This window comes from Longitalea arenae (assembly GCF_016924755.1).
GTDB lineage: Bacteria > Bacteroidota > Bacteroidia > Chitinophagales > Chitinophagaceae > Niastella > Niastella arenae.
Map to the genome: position 1 here is coordinate 809,327 of NZ_JAFFJX010000001.1, position 18,459 is coordinate 827,785.

An 18,459-nucleotide genomic window follows, 5' to 3' on the forward strand; every position below is an offset into this window, starting at 1 on the left:
ATTATCGATTTTAAAAAGATATGAAGCCGTTTGTAATAATTTCGGGTCTTATTCCACTAATTTTAAAGCGTTCCTCAGCAGGAAGCCTTACATTTAATAGGACTATTAATTAATCAACCATTTTACCTAACAAAATAGAAGAAAAATGAGATCCCTCCGAGTAGTATTGATGGCAGCCAGTGTGCTGTCGATGGTATCAGTACAAGCACAAACTGCCGACGAAATCATCAATAAACATATTGAAGCGCTGGGTGGTAAAGACAAAGTGGCTGGCATTAAGACCCTGTACACCGAATATGATATGGAAGTTATGGGTCAGCAGGCTCCGGGTATTACCTGGCTTGTAAATGGCAAAGCCTTCAAGAATGAAGTGAATTTCGGCGGCCAGAAGATCATTCAGGTAGTTACCGATAAAGACGGCTGGGCCCAGAACCCGATGATGGGACAGGCCACCCCGGTAGCAATGCCTGCCGACCAGGTGAAAATAAGCCAGGCAAACCTGGACCCCGGCGGTCCTTTATTCAATTATGCCGCCAAAGGATATACGGTTGAGCTGGCAGGCAAAGAAAATGTAAATGGTAAGGAAGCATATAAACTTACTGCAAAAGGCAAGGACACCGCCACTGTAAGCACATTCTGGATCGATCCTTCCACCTGGTATATCGTAAAAAGCACCTCAAAGAGCAATATGAACGGTGCCGAAATGGAGACCAGCCTCACTTTCTCCAACTACAAGAAAACGGATTATGGCTTTGTAACACCTTATAATATGGAGATGTCGATGCCGCAGGGCTTTACCCTGAATATTGTCAGCAAGAAAGTGGAGGTGAATAAGGAAATTGATATGAAGCTGTTCGAGATGCCGAAACAATAGCTTTAACTTTTTGTTAGCACTTTATTAATTGTTGCCACAGATGCCATCCTTGCACTGCAATGCTGGTGTCGGTGGCATTTTTTTATGTTTGGGATAACCAGGGAAGCCTCAAATAAGTTTGTAAGTAAGCGTTGTTTCTTTAATTTGATGCTTTAATCGGGTTATATGGAAATGATAAAAAGAAGTTTCTGCATAGTTATTTTACTGGTTGTGACCGGAACGGTGTCTGCGCAACAGGCGATCATTAATACAGTGGGCAAAGATCCGTTTGTGGGCAAGACCACAGAAGTCGTCTACAAAGCAAAAGAAGGTACATGGACCTTCCAGGGATTTAATAATACGGTCATCAAGACCACCTACAAGCCGGCCGACTATAACAGAACCGAACAGGTATCGGATGCTGTTATTGCCAAACCAGCTGCAGTAACTACCAAAATAACAAACGCCATATCCCAAACGGTAGAATTTGAGAACCTCACCAGTGTTGTTGTACAACGCGAAAAGCTCTATTACAAAACCGGTAAAGAAGTGAAAGTTAAATCAGCTGCTTATTTCAACCAGGGCGATACGCGGGGATTTCGCTTTCAGCTTTTTGAGAACGAACAGATCTTTGGCGGTGGGGAACGCGCATTACCGATGAACCGCCGGGGTTACCGTGTGAATTTATACAACACCCCGGTGTATGGGTATGGACTAGGGGCCGAAAACCTCAGTTTCTCTGTTCCCTTCTTCATTTCTTCAGCTGGTTATGCGCTGTTTTTTGATAATCCCTCCAAAGGATATGTTGATATCGGGTTAACCGATAAGAATGTACTGGAAGCCGGTTTCACCAGCGGGGAACTTACTTATTATGTTGTATTTGGCAAGAGCCTCGACGAGATAATGAACAATTACACGGCCATCACCGGCCGCCAGCCGTTGCCACCCCGTTGGGTCTTCGGGAATTTTGTATCTCGTTTTGGCTATCGCAGTGAAGAACAGGTAAAGCAGGTAGTTGCTAAAATGAAACAGGATCATTTTCCCATGGATGGGCTGGTGTTCGACCTGTTCTGGTTTGGCGATGCTGTAAAGGGCACCCTCGGTAACTTCGATTGGGTGAATACCCAGAAATGGCCGAACCCCAAACAAATGCTCACCGACTTCAGAACAAAGGATAATTTGAAATCGGTCCTGATCACCGAACCATATATTTTACAGAATACAAAAACCTATGCAGAGGCAGTTCCTTTCCTGGCAACCGGCGCTAATGGCAGTGCCATGATGATCCCTGATCTTTATTTCGGTACCGGTGGGCTCATTGATATTTTTCGTAAGCAGTCGCAGGACTGGATCTGGAAACAATACAAGAAACAAATAGGCAATGGCGTGAGTGGCTGGTGGCTCGATCTGGCTGAACCGGAAAAACATCCGTCCGGGATGATGCACAACCTGAAGGATTATGGTGTTGCCCGGCCTATGGGTGCCGATGAAGTGCATAACGTGTATGGACATTATTTCAGCAAAATGTTCTTTGAAAAATATGCGGCTGACGTAAGCGATCAGCGCCTGTTCTTATTGAACCGGTCAGGATTTGCCGGCAGCCAGCGCTATGGGGTATTTCCCTGGACCGGTGATGTGGCGCGCAGCTGGTCGGGGCTGAAAGCGCAGCCGCTGGTATTACTGGGCATGAGCCTGAGCGGATTACCCTACACGCATTCTGATGCCGGTGGTTTTGCTGCAGCGGAACAGGCTGACCCTGAACTATACACGCGCTGGTTACAGTTTGCTGCATTTACGCCCTTGTTCCGGCCGCATGGTACAGCACTGGAAGACCTTGATAAAAGCATCAAGAGCATTCCTTCAGAACCCTGTTTTTGGGATGAGCCCTATAAGAGCATTGTACGTAATTATATTAAGCTCCGTTACCAGTTACTGCCTTATAATTATTCCCTGAGTTACGATCAGGCGGTATTGGGCAAACCATTGATGCGGCCGCTGTATTATTACAGTTTTGCCGACAGCAGCGCTTTGCGGGCAGATGACCAGTATTTCTGGGGCGATAATATACTGGTAGCACCGGTTACCAGCCAGGGAGCAAACTCGCGCATGTTGTATTTGCCGGCCGGTAAATGGTACAGCCTGCTTAATAATTCGGTTACCGATGGCGGTAAAATGATCAGTCAGCCGGCTGATATAAAACAGATCCCGGTATTTGTTAAAGAAGGCAGCTTTCTTCCCCTTTGGGTCACAAAGGATACTGTTAAGTCAACGGAAACATATAACAGTAAAGACATCACGATCCGGTATTATCCTTCTGCCAATGCATCAACGTATGTGTGGTATGATGATGATGGCATCAGCACCCGGACGCTCGAGAAAGCCGATTATGAGCTGGTGACTTTCAAAGGCGTCACTGCCGGTAATAAAGTGACCATTGATATTACTACCAATAATCCCAATCAATACAGCAAGAAATTTAAACGCAAGTTCAATATAGAGTTGCCGGTTGGCTTAGGCGCTGGTGCCCTGGTAAATGGAAAACCGGCAGCTGCTGTGGGCAAACAGCAGGACCCGTTCCAACAGTTGACAAATGAATTTGTAACGGTTGAGTTTACGGGTAAGCCGCTGAAAGTGGAGCTTACTTTACGTTGATGAGTGATAGTGTTTGCTGTTTAATGGGTTGTTCAATAATGATGGGCTAAAAAAAGCGGTTTGGTCAAAAGACCAAACCGCAACAAGTAACAGGATAGTAAACTATGCTATCAAAAAGATGAGCAGGTAAATTACCAACTGCATAATGAGTGTAAAGACGATCGTCTTTTTCATAAGGGATGGATTTACGCCTGTACAAAAGCATGCCGCGTGCCAAAGTGCATTTATCAGTATAGGAGATATACGTACCGTATTTAACTCATTCACCACCCGCTTTGACTATCAAGCTGTAGAGAAAAAGTTATTTATTCACATTCCGGCATGGGCCTGGCGTTAACTTGCCAGGGTTATCGCTTTTAAGTTGTTAACTATTTAACAGTCTACGCTATTCATGTTTATCGAGCAGGTCGGGGCGCCGTTCCCTGGTGCGTTGCAGGGATTGTTCATAACGCCAGTCATCTACTTTCTTGGGATCGCCGCTCAGTAGAATGTCAGGTACTTTCCAGCCCCTGAAATCGGCAGGGCGGGTATACACGGGAGGTGCTAACAGGTTATCCTGGAAAGAATCCATGAGGGCAGAGGTCTCATCATTGAGAACGCCGGGCAATAAGCGGCCAATGGCATCCACAACAATCGCTGCAGCCAGTTCACCGCCGCTTAATACATAGTCGCCGATGGAAATTTCACGCGTAACAAAATGTTCGCGAATGCGCTCATCAATACCTTTGTAGTGGCCACAAATGATGATGATATTTTCTTTCAGCGACAATTGGTTGGCTATCGACTGATTGAACCGTTCTCCATCGGGCGTCATAAAAATAATTTCATCGTATTTCCGGTCTTTCGACAGCGATTCAATGGCATTGGCAAGGGGTTCGCACATCATGACCATGCCGGCGCCACCACCGTACTGGTAATCATCTACCTGTCCGTATTCATTCACGGCCCATTGCCGCAAATGGTGCACTTCTACCTGCAGCAAACCCTTGTCGCGGGCTCTTTTCATGATTGAATGAGAAAATGGGCTTTCGAGCAGTTCGGGCAGAACGGTGATGATATCAATACGCATGGTGCAAAGATAGAAGAGCAATGTGATAATCTGATAATTTGCTAATATGCAAATGAAATACAGCTCGAAGCACAAGCTTCAGATATAAGCTATTGCAATTAAAATCTCACCCTTCAGCAGGCTGGGCAGTTAATCCATAAACTCATCCAGGTCCCTTCTGTCTTTTTTGGTAGGCCGGCCAATTTTACTGAGGCGTTTACCGGTATGAAAGCTGGAAGCCTGGAATTGGAGCCGTTCCAATTCTTCAGCGGGTGTAATGTCAATATAATATTTGATCGCTTCGCTATAGGCGACGCGGTTGTGCAGCAGGCCCGCAACTTTGATCCGCCAGCGGCGGGCTTCTGTTTTCACTTCGTATTCATCGCCTACATGCACCTGCTTGGCGGCTTTTGCCTGAACGCCATCGTATTTCACCTTTCCCGTGTCGCAGGCGGCAGCGGCCATTGTACGTGTTTTAAATAAACGGATCGACCACAGGTATTTATCCAGCCGGAGTTTTTCTGTTTTTTCTGTACTCATAATTCACTGTTTCTCTCTTTCCAAAGATAAAAAATTGATGCGTAACGGGCAAGGAGCGTAGTTAGTGGTAAGTGGCGTGGGAAAGACAGGGGAATAGGTGCGAGGTGAGTAGTAAGTGGTGAGTGGCTGGTGGGAAACAAAAAAAGCGTAGAAAAAAAGTAGCGAATGGCGAGTAGGAAGCCCTCCTTGTCATTCGCTACTAACTACCAGCTTTTAAGAAGCAAAATATTTATGAAAATAAGGGATCGTTTCAATGCCCTTATAGAAATTCACGAGATCAAATTTTTCATTAGGGGAATGCAGGTTATCGCTATCCAGGCCAAACCCCATGAACACTATTTTCACCCCCAGTTCTTTTTCCAGGATGGAACAGATCGGAATACTGCCGCCGCCGCGAACCGGGATGGGCTTTTTGCCAAAAGTGGTTTCAATGGCCTGTGCCGCTGCCCGGTAAGCTTTCGAATCGATGGGTGTCATATAGGGCTCACCACCGTGCAGGTTATACGCTTCTACGGTAACGCCTGCAGGCGCTATTTTCCGGAAATACTGCAATAACATCTCTGTTATTTTTTCTGACGACTGGTTGGGAACCAGCCTTGCGGAGATCTTTGCATAGGCTTTGGAAGGCAATACGGTTTTGGCGCCTTCGCCGGTATAACCGCCCCAGATGCCGTTCAGTTCGAGCGTTGGGCGGATGCCGGTACGTTCGTTGGTGGTATATCCTTTTTCGCCCCACAGCTCTTTTAGGCCCAGGTCGTTCTTGTATTCCGTTTCATCAAAAGGCGCTTCCGCCATTAGTTTTCTTTCGGCGGTGGTTGATTCCACCACATCGTCATAGAAACCCGGAATGGTGATATGATTGTTCTCGTCGTGGCAGGAGGCGATCATTTTTGCCAGCATGGTAATGGGATTGGCTACCGCACCGCCGTATACGCCGCTGTGCAGGTCGCGGTTGGCGCCCGTAACCTCCACCTGGATATAGGCCAGTCCACGCACCCCAATATCAATGGAAGGTGTATCCATGCTGATCATAGAACTGTCGCTGATGAGGATCACATCGCATTTCAGGAGGTCTTTGTGCGCTGCCACGAAATCGGCCAGGTTGGGTGAGCCTACTTCTTCTTCACCTTCTATGAGGAACTTGATATTGTTCTGCAATGAATTGGTCTTATGTAAGATCTCGAGGGCTTTTACATGCATATAGAACTGCCCTTTGTCATCGGCAGAACCACGCGCGTAAATCCGGCCATCTTTTATCACCGGTTCAAATGGACCGCTGTGCCAGAGTTCGAGCGGATCGGGCGGTTGCACATCATAGTGCCCATATACCAGCACTGTAGGTTTGGAAGGATCAACGATCTTTTCAGCGAATACAGCAGGATGTCCGGCCGTTTCCAACAACTGCGCTTTATCGGCGCCAGCTTCGAGCAAGCGCTGCCTTACTTTTTCAGCACATTTTCTCATATCTTCCTTATGGGCGCTATTGGCGCTTACAGAAGGAATACGTAACAATTCCAGTAATTCATCCAGGAAGCGATCCTTGTTCTTTTCCTGGTAATCTTTCCAGGCTTGCATAATCATGAGTTTATTTAGTAATAAATGTGATTTGGGAACAGTGAGCGAATATATGTTTTTATTGGCTAGTGGTAAGTGGTAAATGGCTGGTAGAGCCTTTTATCCGACAATCACGATTAATAGCTTTCTTCAGGTTGGGCTGGAACCTTCCTGTTTGTCTTTCCTACTCGCCACTCGCCACTTACTATTCGGTTTTACAAAGAATGCTTTTTATCCTTCAACACATTTTCCAGCGTCCAGGCTACCTGCTTTTCAAAAGGACGCTTGCGAACGGAGCATTCGTCGCGGGTGCAAATGCTGCATGAAAAATCAAGGCAGGGATCGGTATGTACGAAGAGTTCAAATACGGTTCCGAATTCCCGTTTGATCAGCAGCCCCAGCTCTTCCACTTCTTTATGGGCTTCCACCACATTCAGGTACCAGGGCACGGTGAGGTGACAATCAATATGAAATTGTCCGCCATATTTGATCACACGCAGGTTATGCAGGTCGATCCAGTTCTTGCGGCGGTTGGCATTTAAAACGGCCAGCATTTTCTGCAGCAGTTCTTTATCGGCTTCATCCATGATGCCCGCGAGGGAATGACGCAAAATGCGGTAGCCGGTATACATGATGATAAATGCAAGAATGATGGCGATCACACCATCCAGCCACGTGAGATGGGTCAGTCGTATCAAAACGAGGCCAATGATAATGCCCAGGGTAGAGTAGGTGTCGGACTGCAGGTGTTTGCCGCTGGCTACCAGGGCAAGAGAATTGTTTTTCTTTCCTTTACGGATGCTTATATATCCTACTACAAAGTTGATGACGGCTGTAAGGGCTACCAGTATGATGCCGCGATCGAGTTGTTGCAATTCCCGCGGATAAACAAAATGGAGAACAGATTCATAAATGATCACCAGGGCAGCTACTATAATCAGTGTGCCTTCAACGGCGGCGCTCAGGAATTCGGCCTTGCCATGACCGTAGGGATGGTTTTCGTCGCGCGGTTTGGCTGCAACCCACAAGCTGTACAAACCAATAAATCCGGCAATCACATTTACGGTGCTTTCCAGCGCATCGGTTAAGATGGCCACAGAGCGGGTCAGCCAGTAGGCCACCATTTTAATGATGAACAGCAGTACGGCTACTGTTACCACCCATTTCTGTACCCGTAAATTTTCCCTGCCTGACTGCATGCAAGTTATTTGGGGCGAAGGTAGCAAAGCCAGATCGTATAAAGCAAGGCGGGGTGGCTCACATAAAACTTTAACCCCCAACCAATTTTACGGGATATTTAAAAAAATTCGAATCCCGGCGCAAAATTGTTAGATTTTCTTTAATTGCCTGCGCTATTATTAACCTGTCAAACGGGTCTCTATGGTGAAAATCAAGATTTCTTAGTGTGTGAATGTGATCAAAGGCGATTGGCAATACAACGATCTCCGTAACTGGTAACTGGGAAAAATTTCTTTACGAGCAACGATGATTGGGTACGTGCCTGCAACCTGTAGCCTGCAACGCTTCTTAGGCCGTTTGTGGTTGTTGTTTGGCAGCTTTTTTCTTGCCTATTAACCGCTTAATGCCGCGGTATACGCGGAAGTAAAATTCTTTATTGAACAATTGCGAATCGTGCAGGGCTTTGTAAATAAGGAACATGCCAATAGGCAAGAGCACAGCGGTGGCCAGCCACATACCGGCAGCAGGCTGTAACACATCTTCTTTCACAAACTTTTTACCGAAGTTGTTGAGCAGGAAGAAGATCACAAAGAAGATCACCGCAAACACGACCGGCGTTCCGATACCACCTTTGCGTACAATAGATCCCAATGGTGCACCGATCAGGAACAGGACGAGCACTGCAATGGACATGGTGATCTTTTCGTGGTAAGTCATCATGGTCATGCGCAGTTCCTTACGCTTGCCATCATAATCCCATGACGGTCCCTCAATGGTCGACTTAACCGAGTTGGCGTAAGATATGCTCTGGTCTACCACCGTTTGTTTAACCGCAGAAAGCACTTTATCGTTCTTCGACATCTTTGCACTATCGGGCAACAGATCTATGAAGCGGGCGCCTTTTTTAACGGGCGGCACTTTTACATCGATCCAGCCGGTGTCGAGGTATTTCGAAAACATAAAATAGCCCTGCAGCTCCCTGATATCACGGTCTTTGAACTTAGCCAGGCTTCTTGAGATGGAATCTACATTCTTGCTCAGCTGCCGGGTACTTAACATCTCATAGCGGTCCTTATAGGTGCTGTCGGGCGTTTGAATGAGGGCCAGGGAGCTGAGGTCGAGTACTTTTTTATATTCTTTAAAACCCAGCCTGATGAAATCGGTGTTATGGGCATAACGGTTACCCCTTTCTTCGTAACGCCAGCCGTTGAAGAGAATAAACTCCAGGAAGCGTTTGTCGGAAGAAAGCCGCATAATGCCTTTTTCCGCGGCTACAATATTGTCCTGGGGGCCGGTGCTGGATTCATAAATGATCACATTGTGTAAAATGGAGTCATTTTCTTTTTTAGAAACTTTGATGGCGTAATCAGGAATAGTGGTATAGAATACGCCTTCTTTGAGGTCGAATGCCGGTTTCTTATTTACGAGGTCGTAGTGCAGGGTCTTCATGCGCAGGTTGGCTACCGGTATAACATAGTTGTTAAAGAGGAAAGCCATACCCGATAACAGGGCGGCCACAACGGTGAGGGGCAGCATAAAACGCAACAGGCCGATGCCTGCCGATTTGATGGCCACCAGTTCGAAGGTTTCGCCCAGGTTACCAAAGGTCATGATAGAGGACAACAGGATGGCCAGTGGCAGGGCCAGGGGAACCAGGGTTGCGCTCAGGTATACCACCAGGCGAAGCATGGTAAAAACATCAATGCCCTTGCCCACAAAGTCATCGATCCACAGCCAGAAGAACTGTAGGATCAATACGAAGAGAGTAAGGAAAAAGGTTGCGATGAAAGGACCGATAAATGATCGCAAAACCAGTATGTCTAACTTTTTTATCACGGGCGCTTGGTTCTTAGGTTCTTGTTTCTGATTGGCGGCCGCAAAGCACATTTGTTACTTGCAAACCGCCACTTACCTTTACTGCATGGACGCCGCAAAAATACAGCTTTCAGCAGAGGAATTATCGTTGGTGCAAAATGCCGGCTGGCTTTTAACAAAGAATACGATTATAGAGAAAGTTTATGCTTTATTCGGGGAAATTGCGCAGGAAGTGCAGGGTGATCCTACGGGCCTGGCCGCGTTGGGAATAGAAAACGTATTGGTTCCATCAGCCAAGATCTCGAAAGGCGAAAATTATAAGGGACTGCCCTGGGTGGTACTGGATTTTCCGCGATCATTTGACCGCCAGCATACATTTGCGATCCGCACGATGTTCTGGTGGGGACATTTTTTCAGTGTGACCCTGCATTTGAAAGGGCGGTATAAAGATCAATTCCAGCAAAAGCTGATCGTTAATTTACCATTATTGACCGCACAGCAGTTTTATCTCTGTGTAAGTGAAGATGAATGGCGTTATGAATTTGAAGAAGACAATTACAAGCCTCTCACCCAGTTGGATTCTTCCGCTATAGAAAAAATCCTGCTGGCTAATGATTTCTGCAAGCTATCCGCTAAAATTTCACTTCCTCAGTGGAATGAATCAAAAGCATTAATTCTTGGCCTTTACAAAACGATCGTTAAAACCATTGGGCATTAATTGCCGAGCCGGTGAAACAGGTCTTTAACCTGGTAACCCCATAACTGGCTCTGGTCTTTAACCTCACCTTTATCTGCAAAATCTTTGATCACTAGGATGGTCTGATTCGTTACTTCTGATTTCTCAATTCTGAATTCAAAATATTCATCTTTGGGTGCATGCAACCAATGAAACCTGATAAATTTTTCTTCTTCGCTTTCCATTACTTCGGCTTTATCAGTAGTTCCGTTCCAGGAAAAACTGAAAACGTTATCTCTTTCGTCTACTTTATCAGCGAACCATTCCTGCAAACCTGCAGGCGTACTTAAGAATTCGTATAAAATGGAAGGAGAACATCTTACCGGATACTCTAACGTAAATATTTGTTTCTTACTCATCTAACCCTAATATTGATCTTTTTTGAAAATACCAATGGTGCAAGTATAGAAAATTAATGCTACCCCCAAAATTTTTTTTTGGCAAAATCAGGTAAAAAGTGCTAAAAATGAATAAATAAGCAAAAAATTTTCATATATCTGACTACCAGCAGGTTACGAATAATTTTGAGGGAGATAAGAGAATTGGGTATATTAGGTGATGAGATTTTTCTCAGATTTTTAATAACAAAATGCTTGTTCATATAACAAATACGACAGGTATTTCGTTTTTTCTAAACCATTGACCGTTACTTAAACCTAAAAAACCCTTTAAAATGTCCTACCTATGAGTATGCGGCAGCTCAAGATCACGAAATCAATTACGAATCGTGAATCTCAGAGCCTTGAAAAATACTTGCAGGAAATCGGAAAAGTTGAATTGATCAGTCCCGAAGAAGAGGTAAAACTCGCGGGTTTGATCAAGCAAGGAAACCAGGCAGCCCTTGACAAACTAACAAAAGCGAATCTGAGATTCGTTGTATCCGTAGCCAAGCAGTATCAAAATCAAGGCCTCTCATTACCAGACCTCATCAATGAGGGTAATTTGGGTCTCATTAAAGCAGCGCAGCGTTTTGATGAAACCCGTGGTTTTAAATTTATTTCCTACGCCGTGTGGTGGATCCGCCAAAGCATTCTTCAGGCATTAGCCGAACAATCGCGTATTGTAAGGCTTCCTTTAAACAAAGTAGGGTTAACAAACAAGATCCAGAAGGCTTTTTCGCAGCTGGAACAGGAGTTTGAACGTGAACCCTCGCCCGAAGAACTGGCAGAACTGCTGGAACTTGAAACCGATGAGGTTTCTGCCACCCTGGGCATTGCGGCCAGGCACGTAAGCATGGATACGCCACTGTCTGAAGGGGAAGACAATACCCTGATAGATGTGCTGGAGAATCACAATGCTGAAAGGGCAGAGACCAACATCGAGCACAAAGAATCCCTTAAGCAGGAAATTGAGCGCTCCATGAAAATGCTCACCGAGCGGCAGAAAGAAGTGATCTGCTATTTCTTTGGTTTAGGTGTCGATCATCCCATGAGCCTGGAAGATATCGGCGAGAAATTCAATCTCACCCGCGAGCGGGTACGCCAGATCAAGGACAAAGCAATTACCAAACTGCGCACCAATTCACGTTCCAAGGCCCTCCGGGGATTTTTGGGCGTTTAACCTTAAAAACTGATAACCGGCAAAAGAAACTTTACACAACAAAATTTACTTCCTGTAAATTTGCAGTCCATTAAGTGAATATAACTTGACGGTATATTCACTTTTTTGCTTTTATTAGCATTTGGTAGATGTGCCAGGTTTCGCCTGCAAGGACAGGCCAGGCGGGGCACAGCTTGTCAGGATTCTGAATGCAAAAAACAGGAAGTTATGTTTGAAAATCTTACCGACCGGCTGGAGTCGGCCTTAAAACAGATAAAAGGCGAAGGCCGGATCACCGAACTCAATATTGCTGCCACCGTTAAAGACATTCGCCGCGCCCTGGTGGATGCCGACGTAAACTATAAAATTGCCAAGGAATTTACCGACCGGGTGAAAGATAAAGCCCTGGGAGAAAAAGTATTAACTGCAGTTAGCCCCGGCCAGCTGATGGTAAAGATCGTGAAAGACGAACTGGTTGACCTCATGGGCGGCAGCGAAAGCGAATTCAACGCCAAAGGCAATCCGGCCGTGATTCTCATCGCCGGTTTACAGGGTTCCGGTAAGACCACTTTCAGCGCCAAACTGGCCAACTTCCTGAAATCCAGAAGCCGCCTGTCACCCATGCTGGTGGCTGCCGATATTTACCGCCCTGCGGCCATCGATCAGCTGAAAGTACTGGGCGAGCAGATCCAGGTGGATGTATACAGCGAACCGGAAAACAAAAATGCGGTGCAGATCGCATCCAACGCCATCAAAGAAGCCCGCAGCAGGAATAAAAATGTGGTCATCATCGATACCGCCGGCCGCCTGGCCATCGATGAAACTATGATGACCGAGGTAGCCAATGTAAAATCAGCCGTTAATCCGCAGGAGATCCTGTTTGTGGTTGATTCCATGACCGGACAGGATGCAGTGAACACGGCAAAAGCGTTTAATGATCGGCTTGACTTTACCGGCGTGGTATTGACAAAGTTAGATGGCGATACCCGCGGTGGTGCTGCCCTCTCGATCAAATACACAGTACAAAAACCCATTAAGTTTGTAAGCAGCGGCGAAAAGCTCGATACGCTCGACGTGTTCTACCCTGAGCGTATGGCCCAGCGTATCCTGGGCATGGGTGATATTACTACCCTCGTTGAAAAAGCACAGCAACAGTTCGACGAAGAACAGGCGCGTAAACTCGAAAAGAAGATCCGCAAGAACCAGTTCAACTTTGAAGATTTCAAACAACAACTGGAACAGATAAAAAAGATGGGTAATATCAAAGACCTGCTGGGCATGATACCCGGAGTTGGAAAAGCCATCAAGGACATCGATATCAGCGACGATGCGTTCAAAGGCATTGAGGCAATGATCAACTCCATGACCCCCGAAGAGCGCAATGATCCGGATCTGATCAACATGAGCCGTAAGCAACGAATTGCCAAAGGCGCCGGTAAAGATATTGGCGAAGTGAACGCATTTCTGAAGCAGTTTGACCAGATGAAACAGATGATGAAAATGATGAATAAGATGCCGATGGGAAGAATGGGAATGAAGAGATAAATGGCTCAGTTTCAGAAAATTTATCCACTTGAATTATTAAATTTGGAAAAATCAGTTCGATTGTTATTTTTGCAATCGTTATAATGGAAAGTAACCCTATTTGTTCACGCATTTAAATTTCTATTTAAGATGCCAGTTAAAATCAGACTGCAACGCCATGGGTCTAAAAAAAGACCTTTTTATTTCATCGTAGTGGCCGATGCACGCTCTCCGCGTGATGGTAAGTTCATCCAGAAGTTAGGTACTTACAACCCTCTTACAGTTCCTGCAACTATTCAGTTAGATCGCCAGAAAGCCCTCGATTGGCTGCATAAAGGCGCTCAACCTACTGACACCGTGCGCAGAATTCTGTCTTACAAAGGTGTACTGTACCTGAAACATTTGTTGCGTGGTGTAAAACTGGGTCTATTCGACGAAGCTACCGCTATGGAGAAATTCCAGAAGTGGCATGCTGAGCACGAGGTTCAGGTTAAAAAACGCCAGGAATCAAATGCTAAGGATAGAAGACCACGCAGACCAGGTGGAGCTGGTGCACCTCCAGTGCGGAAAGGCAGAGGAGAATAATCCTAACGCAGTATAGCTAGCTGTCAACTTGTTAAATCCTTCCGGTGTTCCGGAAGGATTTTTTTCTTTTATACCCTTTGTTATTCCTGTATACGGTTTTGCAAGGCATAAGCTGAGGCGGTGATCGGCAAATATGTGGGTGAAGGATATTGCCCATTGCGCATTTGCCAATTGCCCGTTGCTATTGCCCATTGTTCATTGAAAAGCTACCTTTGCCAGGCATATGACGAACTATCACAGCATTGGAAAAATAGTGGCCACATTTGGCGTGAAAGGAGAAGTGGTGCTGCACCACCAACTGGGTAAAAAGACCTCGTTAAAAGGCCTTGAAACCATTTTTATAGAGGAAAAGAAAGAGGAGATGCTGCCTTATTTCCTGGAAGGCGCCCGCATTAAAAATGATGAGGAATTGTTCCTGAAATTCGAAGGCATAGATACCAAAGAAGCGGCTCACCGCCTGATGCAGAAAAGGGTATGGCTGCCGCAGGAGGAATTTGAAAAATATGTTTCCAAGTCGGCCCCCATTATGCTGCTGGGCTTTCATATCATCAATGAAGGAACCGACCTGGGTGAAATACTCGAAATTATTGAACAACCGCATCAGATCCTTTGCCGGATAGATCATAAGGGCAAGGAGGCGCTCATTCCCGTGCATGAAGATTTCCTGTTGAAGATCGATCAAAAGAACAAACAGGTGCATGTTGAGCTGCCAGAGGGGCTGCTTGACATATACTCATAATGTGCTAATGTGCTGATCTGCTAATGTGCTAATGTCAGTGAGGCCAGGCTGAAGTTAAAGAGCGATTTCGACAATGGAAGGAAATTCGCAACCCAAGCATTAGCATATTATCACATTAGCAAATTAGCTAATTATTTTTTCAATCTGCACAAAATGCCTTTGATGATGGGCAATGATGAAACCGAACACATCACCCATTTTCAGTTTTATAAATGGCGCAATGGAAACAGGTATGCGCAGGCGACCAATATCTACCTGTTGGGCTTTTTTCAACAATTCAAGTAACCATATTTCCTGCTGTTCAAACTCCGCTAAAGCCTTCGCCGCATCGATCGTGGGCAGGGGATCATGCGCCTTAAAGGTTTTCATTTTATTGGGAATGCTGCCATCGGGTTTTGGCCGCATACTTTTAGTGAAATATCCGCCCAGCCAGCCTGGAGTAAAGTAACCCGCAGCTTCAGTGTTCGAATTCGCGATGGCCTGTTCCACCTTCGGCAGATAATAACGGCCGTAGGTGTTCAGATGTTCCAGGACCTGCGCTACGCTCCAACGGCCGGGCGCTGGTTGCTGTGTGAGCCGGCTCAGCGGCAATTGTTTCAAATAAGCCAGCCTGAGCAAGATCTGCCGAGTATCGGCCTGTAAGGTCTCAAGCAGGGAAGAAGCCAGTACTTTTTTCATTGATCTGATGGTTTGGGATACAAAGCTACCCGCTGCCAAATTCAAAAAAGTTGGTGGGGACCAAGATTTAATAAATAAGGCAAAAGGGAGCAAGAAAGGCATAGAGGCAAAAAGGCACAAACGCACAAAGGCAAAAGCACAAGGCGAAAGGCAAAAAGGCACAAGGCAAAATTTTCGGCGGCGCAAGATCAATTATTAATTGCAAAATTCGCGAGCTATTGACCATTCACCATTGACCATTCACCATTCCCCACCTATTCAATACGAACCGTAGCCATCAGTTTGCTGAAAGTGGTGGCATCCATACCTAAATAAGAGGCCAGGTATTTATGGGGTATCAGCTGCAATACGTGCGGACTGCGTTTCAACAGTGTTTTGAACTTTTCTTCGGCGCTGAACGTTTGTAATTCTACCTGCCGCTCCAGTACACCTTTGAGGGCAAAGGCCGTAAAACTGGCCAGCAGTTTTTCAACATTCCGGTATTTGTCCACCAACTGCTGCATCTGGGTATGTGTTGTGCGCATGAGGGTGCTGCTGGTAAGGGTTTCGAGGAAATAACGCGAAGGGGTTTGGGTGAGAAAGGAATCTGCAATGCCGGAAAAAGAATAGGGGTAAGTGAACACCAGGGTGGCTTCATGGGTGGCATCGATATAAAAGATACGTTGTACGCCATTCAACACAAAATACACATGGCGTTCGGTTTCACCGGCAGCCGTCAGAATCGTCTTTCTTTTGTAATGGTGTAACTGCCAGATGCCAGCCATTTCATCCCATTCTGCATCGCTCAGCGGATGCATGCTGAATAAATGTTTCTTTAAGTGTTGGAGGCCTTCTTCCAATCTTGCGTGTTTTGAGTAAAATTAAATATTATCAAACAATGGGGCGGTTACCGGTTGACATTTACCAGTTTCTCTGGCCGTATCCAAAATTCCCTTAAACAGTAGGGAGAATGCTGAACCGTAAGGGCCCGGAACCCGGAAACCGGTGACCGGGAACATTTTACCATTCCCCAATTTCACTAACTTGTGTATTGAATGAACAGTCCTCAGAGAATAATAGCGCATTTCGACCTGGATGCATTCTTCGTTTCTGTAGAGTGCCTCAATAATCCTGCTTTGAAGGGAAAGCCACTGATCGTGGGTGGACGGGAGCGGGGGGTAGTGGCTGCCTGTAGTTATGAGGCCCGTAAATTCGGGATCCATTCCGCCATGCCCATGAAAACAGCGCTGCGCTTATGTCCGCACGCTACCGTAGTAGGTGGCAGCCGCGGCGAATACAGCCGCTATTCCCGTTGGGTGACGGAGATCATTGCCGCCAAAGCGCCGCTGTTCGAAAAAGCCTCCATTGATGAGTTCTACCTCGACCTAACCGGAATGGATAAGTATTTCAACCCCTATCAATGGACGATCGACCTGCGGCAGGAGATCATTGATAAAACGGGTTTACCCATTTCATTCGGACTGGCGGGCAATAAAATGGTGGCCAAGATCGCTACCGATGAGGCCAAGCCGAATGGTTATCTGCACATTGCTTTTGGCCGCGAGAAAGAATTCCTGGCGCCTTTAAGAGTGAACAAGATCCCTGGCGTGGGTGAACATATGTACCAGGCCCTGCGCGATCTGGGCATCGAGACCATCGACCACCTGGCGGCACAGCCCATAGAGCTGCTCGAGAACCGTTTTGGGAAATATGGCGCTGATCTCTGGAATAAAGCCCATGGCATTCACCACGGCGCTGTAGTGCCTTACCATGAGGCAAAATCGATCTCTACGGAAAGTACATTCGAAGAAAATGTACTCGATACGGAAAGGCTGCTCAACGAACTGGTGGGTATGACAGAAAAAGTGGCGTATGAATTGAGGCAGGACAATAAAATGGCCGGTTGTATTGCAGTAAAAATACGTTATCCCGATTTCGAAACTACTTCGCGTCAAACCACCATTGCCTACACCTTCTACGATGATGAGCTTATTCCCAAGGCTAAAGACCTGTTCCACAAGCTCTATCGTAAAGGGCAGCCGGTGCGCTTACTGGGTGTGCGGCTGAGCGAACTCACCGATGAAGCGGTGCAAACGAATTTGTTCAGTAATGTTGAAAAAAAGACCGAGCTTTATAAGGCTATCGACGATGTGAAGAACCGGTTCGGCAGCAAATCGTTGACCAAGGCTACCGGTAAAAAATAAGATTTAACCAGTATTTAATCAGCCTGGTTTTTAATGCTATATACCCAACAGGACCCCTTTTTTGATCCGGAAAACAAAAAATCAGGCATCAGTCTACTTTATGAGTAGGGATTTGTATCTTCGTACCCCCGCAATATAGGGTAACAATCATTTTATCAACCTTAAAATACTTAGTATATGAGTTTAAGATTAGGCGACATCGCCCCTAACTTCCAGGCTAAGACTACCGCCGGCGATATTGACTTCTATGAATACCTTGGTGATGGCTGGGGCATCCTGTTTTCCCATCCTGCTGATTATACCCCTGTTTGTACGACTGAATTAGGCAAAACGGCTTTATTGCAGGAAGAATTCGCCAAACGCAATGTAAAAGTGCTGGCAGTTAGTGTTGATCCGCTCGATAAACACATCGGCTGGGTTAATGATATCAATGAGACCCAGAATTGCAATGTTGGTTTCCCGATCATTGCCGACGAAGACAGAAATGTGGCTACCCTGTACGATATGATCCATCCCAATGCTTCTGAAACCTTTACCGTTCGTTCACTGTTCGTAATAGGGCCCGATAAAAAGGTGAAACTGATGATCACCTATCCGGCTTCTACCGGAAGAAACTTCTATGAAGTTTTACGTGTAGTTGACTCACTGCAGCTGACTGCTAATTACAGCGTGGCTACACCCGCCGACTGGAAACATGGTGAGGACGTGATCGTGGTTCCGGCCGTTTCTACTGATGACGCTATCAAGAAATTCCCTAAAGGCGTGAAAGTGATCAAGCCTTACCTGCGTTATACGCCTCAGCCCAATCAATAAGATTGATAAAAGAATCACTGT

General features: G+C 46.1%; 18 protein-coding genes. 9 read left to right on the forward strand and 9 right to left on the reverse strand.

The window, feature by feature from the left end:
- Window positions 1–145 precede the first annotated feature (145 nt).
- Window positions 146–874, forward strand: a complete 729-nt coding sequence (locus JT717_RS03540; RefSeq protein WP_205508796.1) for an outer membrane lipoprotein-sorting protein — start codon at window positions 146–148, stop codon at window positions 872–874.
- A gap of 165 nt (window positions 875–1,039) precedes the next feature.
- Window positions 1,040–3,505 carry a TIM-barrel domain-containing protein gene (locus JT717_RS03545; RefSeq protein WP_205508797.1) on the forward strand — a complete coding sequence of 822 codons (2,466 nt, stop codon included), beginning with the start codon at window positions 1,040–1,042 and terminating at the stop codon, window positions 3,503–3,505.
- A gap of 385 nt (window positions 3,506–3,890) precedes the next feature.
- On the opposite strand, the gene trmD is transcribed toward JT717_RS03545, so the two are convergent.
- The 6 genes from trmD to JT717_RS03570 form a co-directional block, all read right to left on the reverse strand.
- A complete protein-coding gene (trmD, locus tag JT717_RS03550; protein WP_205508798.1) occupies window positions 3,891–4,574 on the reverse strand; it encodes a tRNA (guanosine(37)-N1)-methyltransferase TrmD in 684 nt (227 codons plus the stop codon).
- A gap of 129 nt (window positions 4,575–4,703) precedes the next feature.
- Window positions 4,704–5,093 (reverse strand): RNA-binding S4 domain-containing protein, encoded by a 390-nt coding sequence (locus JT717_RS03555; RefSeq protein ID WP_205508799.1) that lies wholly within the window; start codon window positions 5,091–5,093, stop codon window positions 4,704–4,706.
- Between the two features lie 213 nt (window positions 5,094–5,306).
- The gene (locus tag JT717_RS03560; protein ID WP_205508800.1) at window positions 5,307–6,668 is read right to left on the reverse strand and encodes a dipeptidase; all 1,362 of its coding nucleotides are present in this window, start codon (window positions 6,666–6,668) and stop codon (window positions 5,307–5,309) included.
- A 194-nt stretch (window positions 6,669–6,862) separates the two neighbouring features.
- A complete protein-coding gene (locus JT717_RS03565) occupies window positions 6,863–7,846 on the reverse strand; it encodes a cation diffusion facilitator family transporter (RefSeq protein WP_205508801.1) in 984 nt (327 codons plus the stop codon).
- A gap of 70 nt (window positions 7,847–7,916) precedes the next feature.
- Window positions 7,917–8,090 carry a PIN domain-containing protein gene (locus JT717_RS28755; protein ID WP_369411689.1) on the reverse strand — a complete coding sequence of 58 codons (174 nt, stop codon included), beginning with the start codon at window positions 8,088–8,090 and terminating at the stop codon, window positions 7,917–7,919.
- A gap of 84 nt (window positions 8,091–8,174) precedes the next feature.
- Window positions 8,175–9,662, reverse strand: a complete 1,488-nt coding sequence (locus JT717_RS03570; protein WP_205508802.1) for an LptF/LptG family permease — start codon at window positions 9,660–9,662, stop codon at window positions 8,175–8,177.
- Window positions 9,663–9,747: 85 nt separating this feature from the next.
- Between JT717_RS03570 and JT717_RS03575 the strand changes: the two genes are divergently transcribed.
- Window positions 9,748–10,359, forward strand: a complete 612-nt coding sequence (locus JT717_RS03575; protein ID WP_205508803.1) for a hypothetical protein — start codon at window positions 9,748–9,750, stop codon at window positions 10,357–10,359.
- Here the strand turns inward: JT717_RS03575 and JT717_RS03580 are convergent.
- Entirely contained in the window at window positions 10,356–10,736 is a 381-nt protein-coding gene (locus JT717_RS03580; protein WP_205508804.1) for an START-like domain-containing protein, read from the reverse strand. The genes JT717_RS03575 and JT717_RS03580 overlap by 4 nt on opposite strands.
- A gap of 325 nt (window positions 10,737–11,061) precedes the next feature.
- On the opposite strand from JT717_RS03580, the gene JT717_RS03585 reads away from it, so the two are divergent.
- The 4 genes from JT717_RS03585 (at window position 11,062) to rimM (ending at window position 14,764) form a co-directional block, all read left to right on the forward strand.
- Window positions 11,062–11,937 (forward strand): sigma-70 family RNA polymerase sigma factor, encoded by an 876-nt coding sequence (locus JT717_RS03585; RefSeq protein ID WP_208025475.1) that lies wholly within the window; start codon window positions 11,062–11,064, stop codon window positions 11,935–11,937.
- Between the two features lie 207 nt (window positions 11,938–12,144).
- Window positions 12,145–13,461, forward strand: coding sequence for a signal recognition particle protein (gene ffh, locus JT717_RS03590; RefSeq protein WP_205508805.1), 1,317 nt, complete (start codon window positions 12,145–12,147; stop codon window positions 13,459–13,461).
- 129 nt (window positions 13,462–13,590) lie between these two features.
- Window positions 13,591–14,025: a 30S ribosomal protein S16 gene (gene rpsP / locus JT717_RS28720; protein WP_205508806.1), complete on the forward strand. Its 435-nt coding sequence runs from the start codon at window positions 13,591–13,593 to the stop codon at window positions 14,023–14,025.
- Between the two features lie 223 nt (window positions 14,026–14,248).
- On the forward strand, window positions 14,249–14,764 hold the full coding sequence (rimM, locus tag JT717_RS03600; RefSeq protein WP_205508807.1) for a ribosome maturation factor RimM: 516 nt from the start codon (window positions 14,249–14,251) through the stop codon (window positions 14,762–14,764).
- A 123-nt stretch (window positions 14,765–14,887) separates the two neighbouring features.
- Here rimM and JT717_RS03605 read toward each other — a convergent pair whose 3' ends face one another.
- Both JT717_RS03605 and JT717_RS03610 read right to left on the reverse strand, forming a co-directional pair.
- Window positions 14,888–15,442, reverse strand: coding sequence for a DinB family protein (locus JT717_RS03605; RefSeq protein ID WP_205508808.1), 555 nt, complete (start codon window positions 15,440–15,442; stop codon window positions 14,888–14,890).
- 254 nt (window positions 15,443–15,696) lie between these two features.
- On the reverse strand, window positions 15,697–16,281 hold the full coding sequence (locus JT717_RS03610; protein WP_205508809.1) for a Crp/Fnr family transcriptional regulator: 585 nt from the start codon (window positions 16,279–16,281) through the stop codon (window positions 15,697–15,699).
- 195 nt (window positions 16,282–16,476) lie between these two features.
- Here JT717_RS03610 and dinB point away from each other — a divergent pair, with 195 nt between their 5' ends.
- Both dinB and JT717_RS03620 read left to right on the forward strand, forming a co-directional pair.
- Window positions 16,477–17,625, forward strand: coding sequence for a DNA polymerase IV (gene dinB, locus JT717_RS03615; RefSeq protein WP_205508810.1), 1,149 nt, complete (start codon window positions 16,477–16,479; stop codon window positions 17,623–17,625).
- A 177-nt stretch (window positions 17,626–17,802) separates the two neighbouring features.
- Window positions 17,803–18,438 (forward strand): peroxiredoxin, encoded by a 636-nt coding sequence (locus tag JT717_RS03620; RefSeq protein ID WP_205508811.1) that lies wholly within the window; start codon window positions 17,803–17,805, stop codon window positions 18,436–18,438.
- Window positions 18,439–18,459 lie beyond the last annotated feature (21 nt).

What these genes read in the sequence shown, in the direction of transcription:
- rimM (WP_205508807.1), top strand. Translation starts at nt 14,249, where the DNA reads ATGACGAACTATCACAGCATTGGAAAAATAGTGGCCACATTTGGCGTG.
- JT717_RS03605 (WP_205508808.1), bottom strand. Translation starts at nt 15,442, where the DNA reads ATGAAAAAAGTACTGGCTTCTTCCCTGCTTGAGACCTTACAGGCCGAT.
- JT717_RS03565 (WP_205508801.1), bottom strand. Translation starts at nt 7,846, where the DNA reads ATGCAGTCAGGCAGGGAAAATTTACGGGTACAGAAATGGGTGGTAACA.
- rpsP (WP_205508806.1), top strand. Translation starts at nt 13,591, where the DNA reads ATGCCAGTTAAAATCAGACTGCAACGCCATGGGTCTAAAAAAAGACCT.
- JT717_RS03580 (WP_205508804.1), bottom strand. Translation starts at nt 10,736, where the DNA reads ATGAGTAAGAAACAAATATTTACGTTAGAGTATCCGGTAAGATGTTCT.
- JT717_RS03585 (WP_208025475.1), top strand. Translation starts at nt 11,062, where the DNA reads ATGAGTATGCGGCAGCTCAAGATCACGAAATCAATTACGAATCGTGAA.
- JT717_RS03545 (WP_205508797.1), top strand. Translation starts at nt 1,040, where the DNA reads ATGGAAATGATAAAAAGAAGTTTCTGCATAGTTATTTTACTGGTTGTG.
- JT717_RS03620 (WP_205508811.1), top strand. Translation starts at nt 17,803, where the DNA reads ATGAGTTTAAGATTAGGCGACATCGCCCCTAACTTCCAGGCTAAGACT.
- trmD (WP_205508798.1), bottom strand. Translation starts at nt 4,574, where the DNA reads ATGCGTATTGATATCATCACCGTTCTGCCCGAACTGCTCGAAAGCCCA.
- JT717_RS03560 (WP_205508800.1), bottom strand. Translation starts at nt 6,668, where the DNA reads ATGCAAGCCTGGAAAGATTACCAGGAAAAGAACAAGGATCGCTTCCTG.
- dinB (WP_205508810.1), top strand. Translation starts at nt 16,477, where the DNA reads ATGAACAGTCCTCAGAGAATAATAGCGCATTTCGACCTGGATGCATTC.
- JT717_RS03540 (WP_205508796.1), top strand. Translation starts at nt 146, where the DNA reads ATGAGATCCCTCCGAGTAGTATTGATGGCAGCCAGTGTGCTGTCGATG.
- JT717_RS03575 (WP_205508803.1), top strand. Translation starts at nt 9,748, where the DNA reads ATGGACGCCGCAAAAATACAGCTTTCAGCAGAGGAATTATCGTTGGTG.
- ffh (WP_205508805.1), top strand. Translation starts at nt 12,145, where the DNA reads ATGTTTGAAAATCTTACCGACCGGCTGGAGTCGGCCTTAAAACAGATA.
- JT717_RS03555 (WP_205508799.1), bottom strand. Translation starts at nt 5,093, where the DNA reads ATGAGTACAGAAAAAACAGAAAAACTCCGGCTGGATAAATACCTGTGG.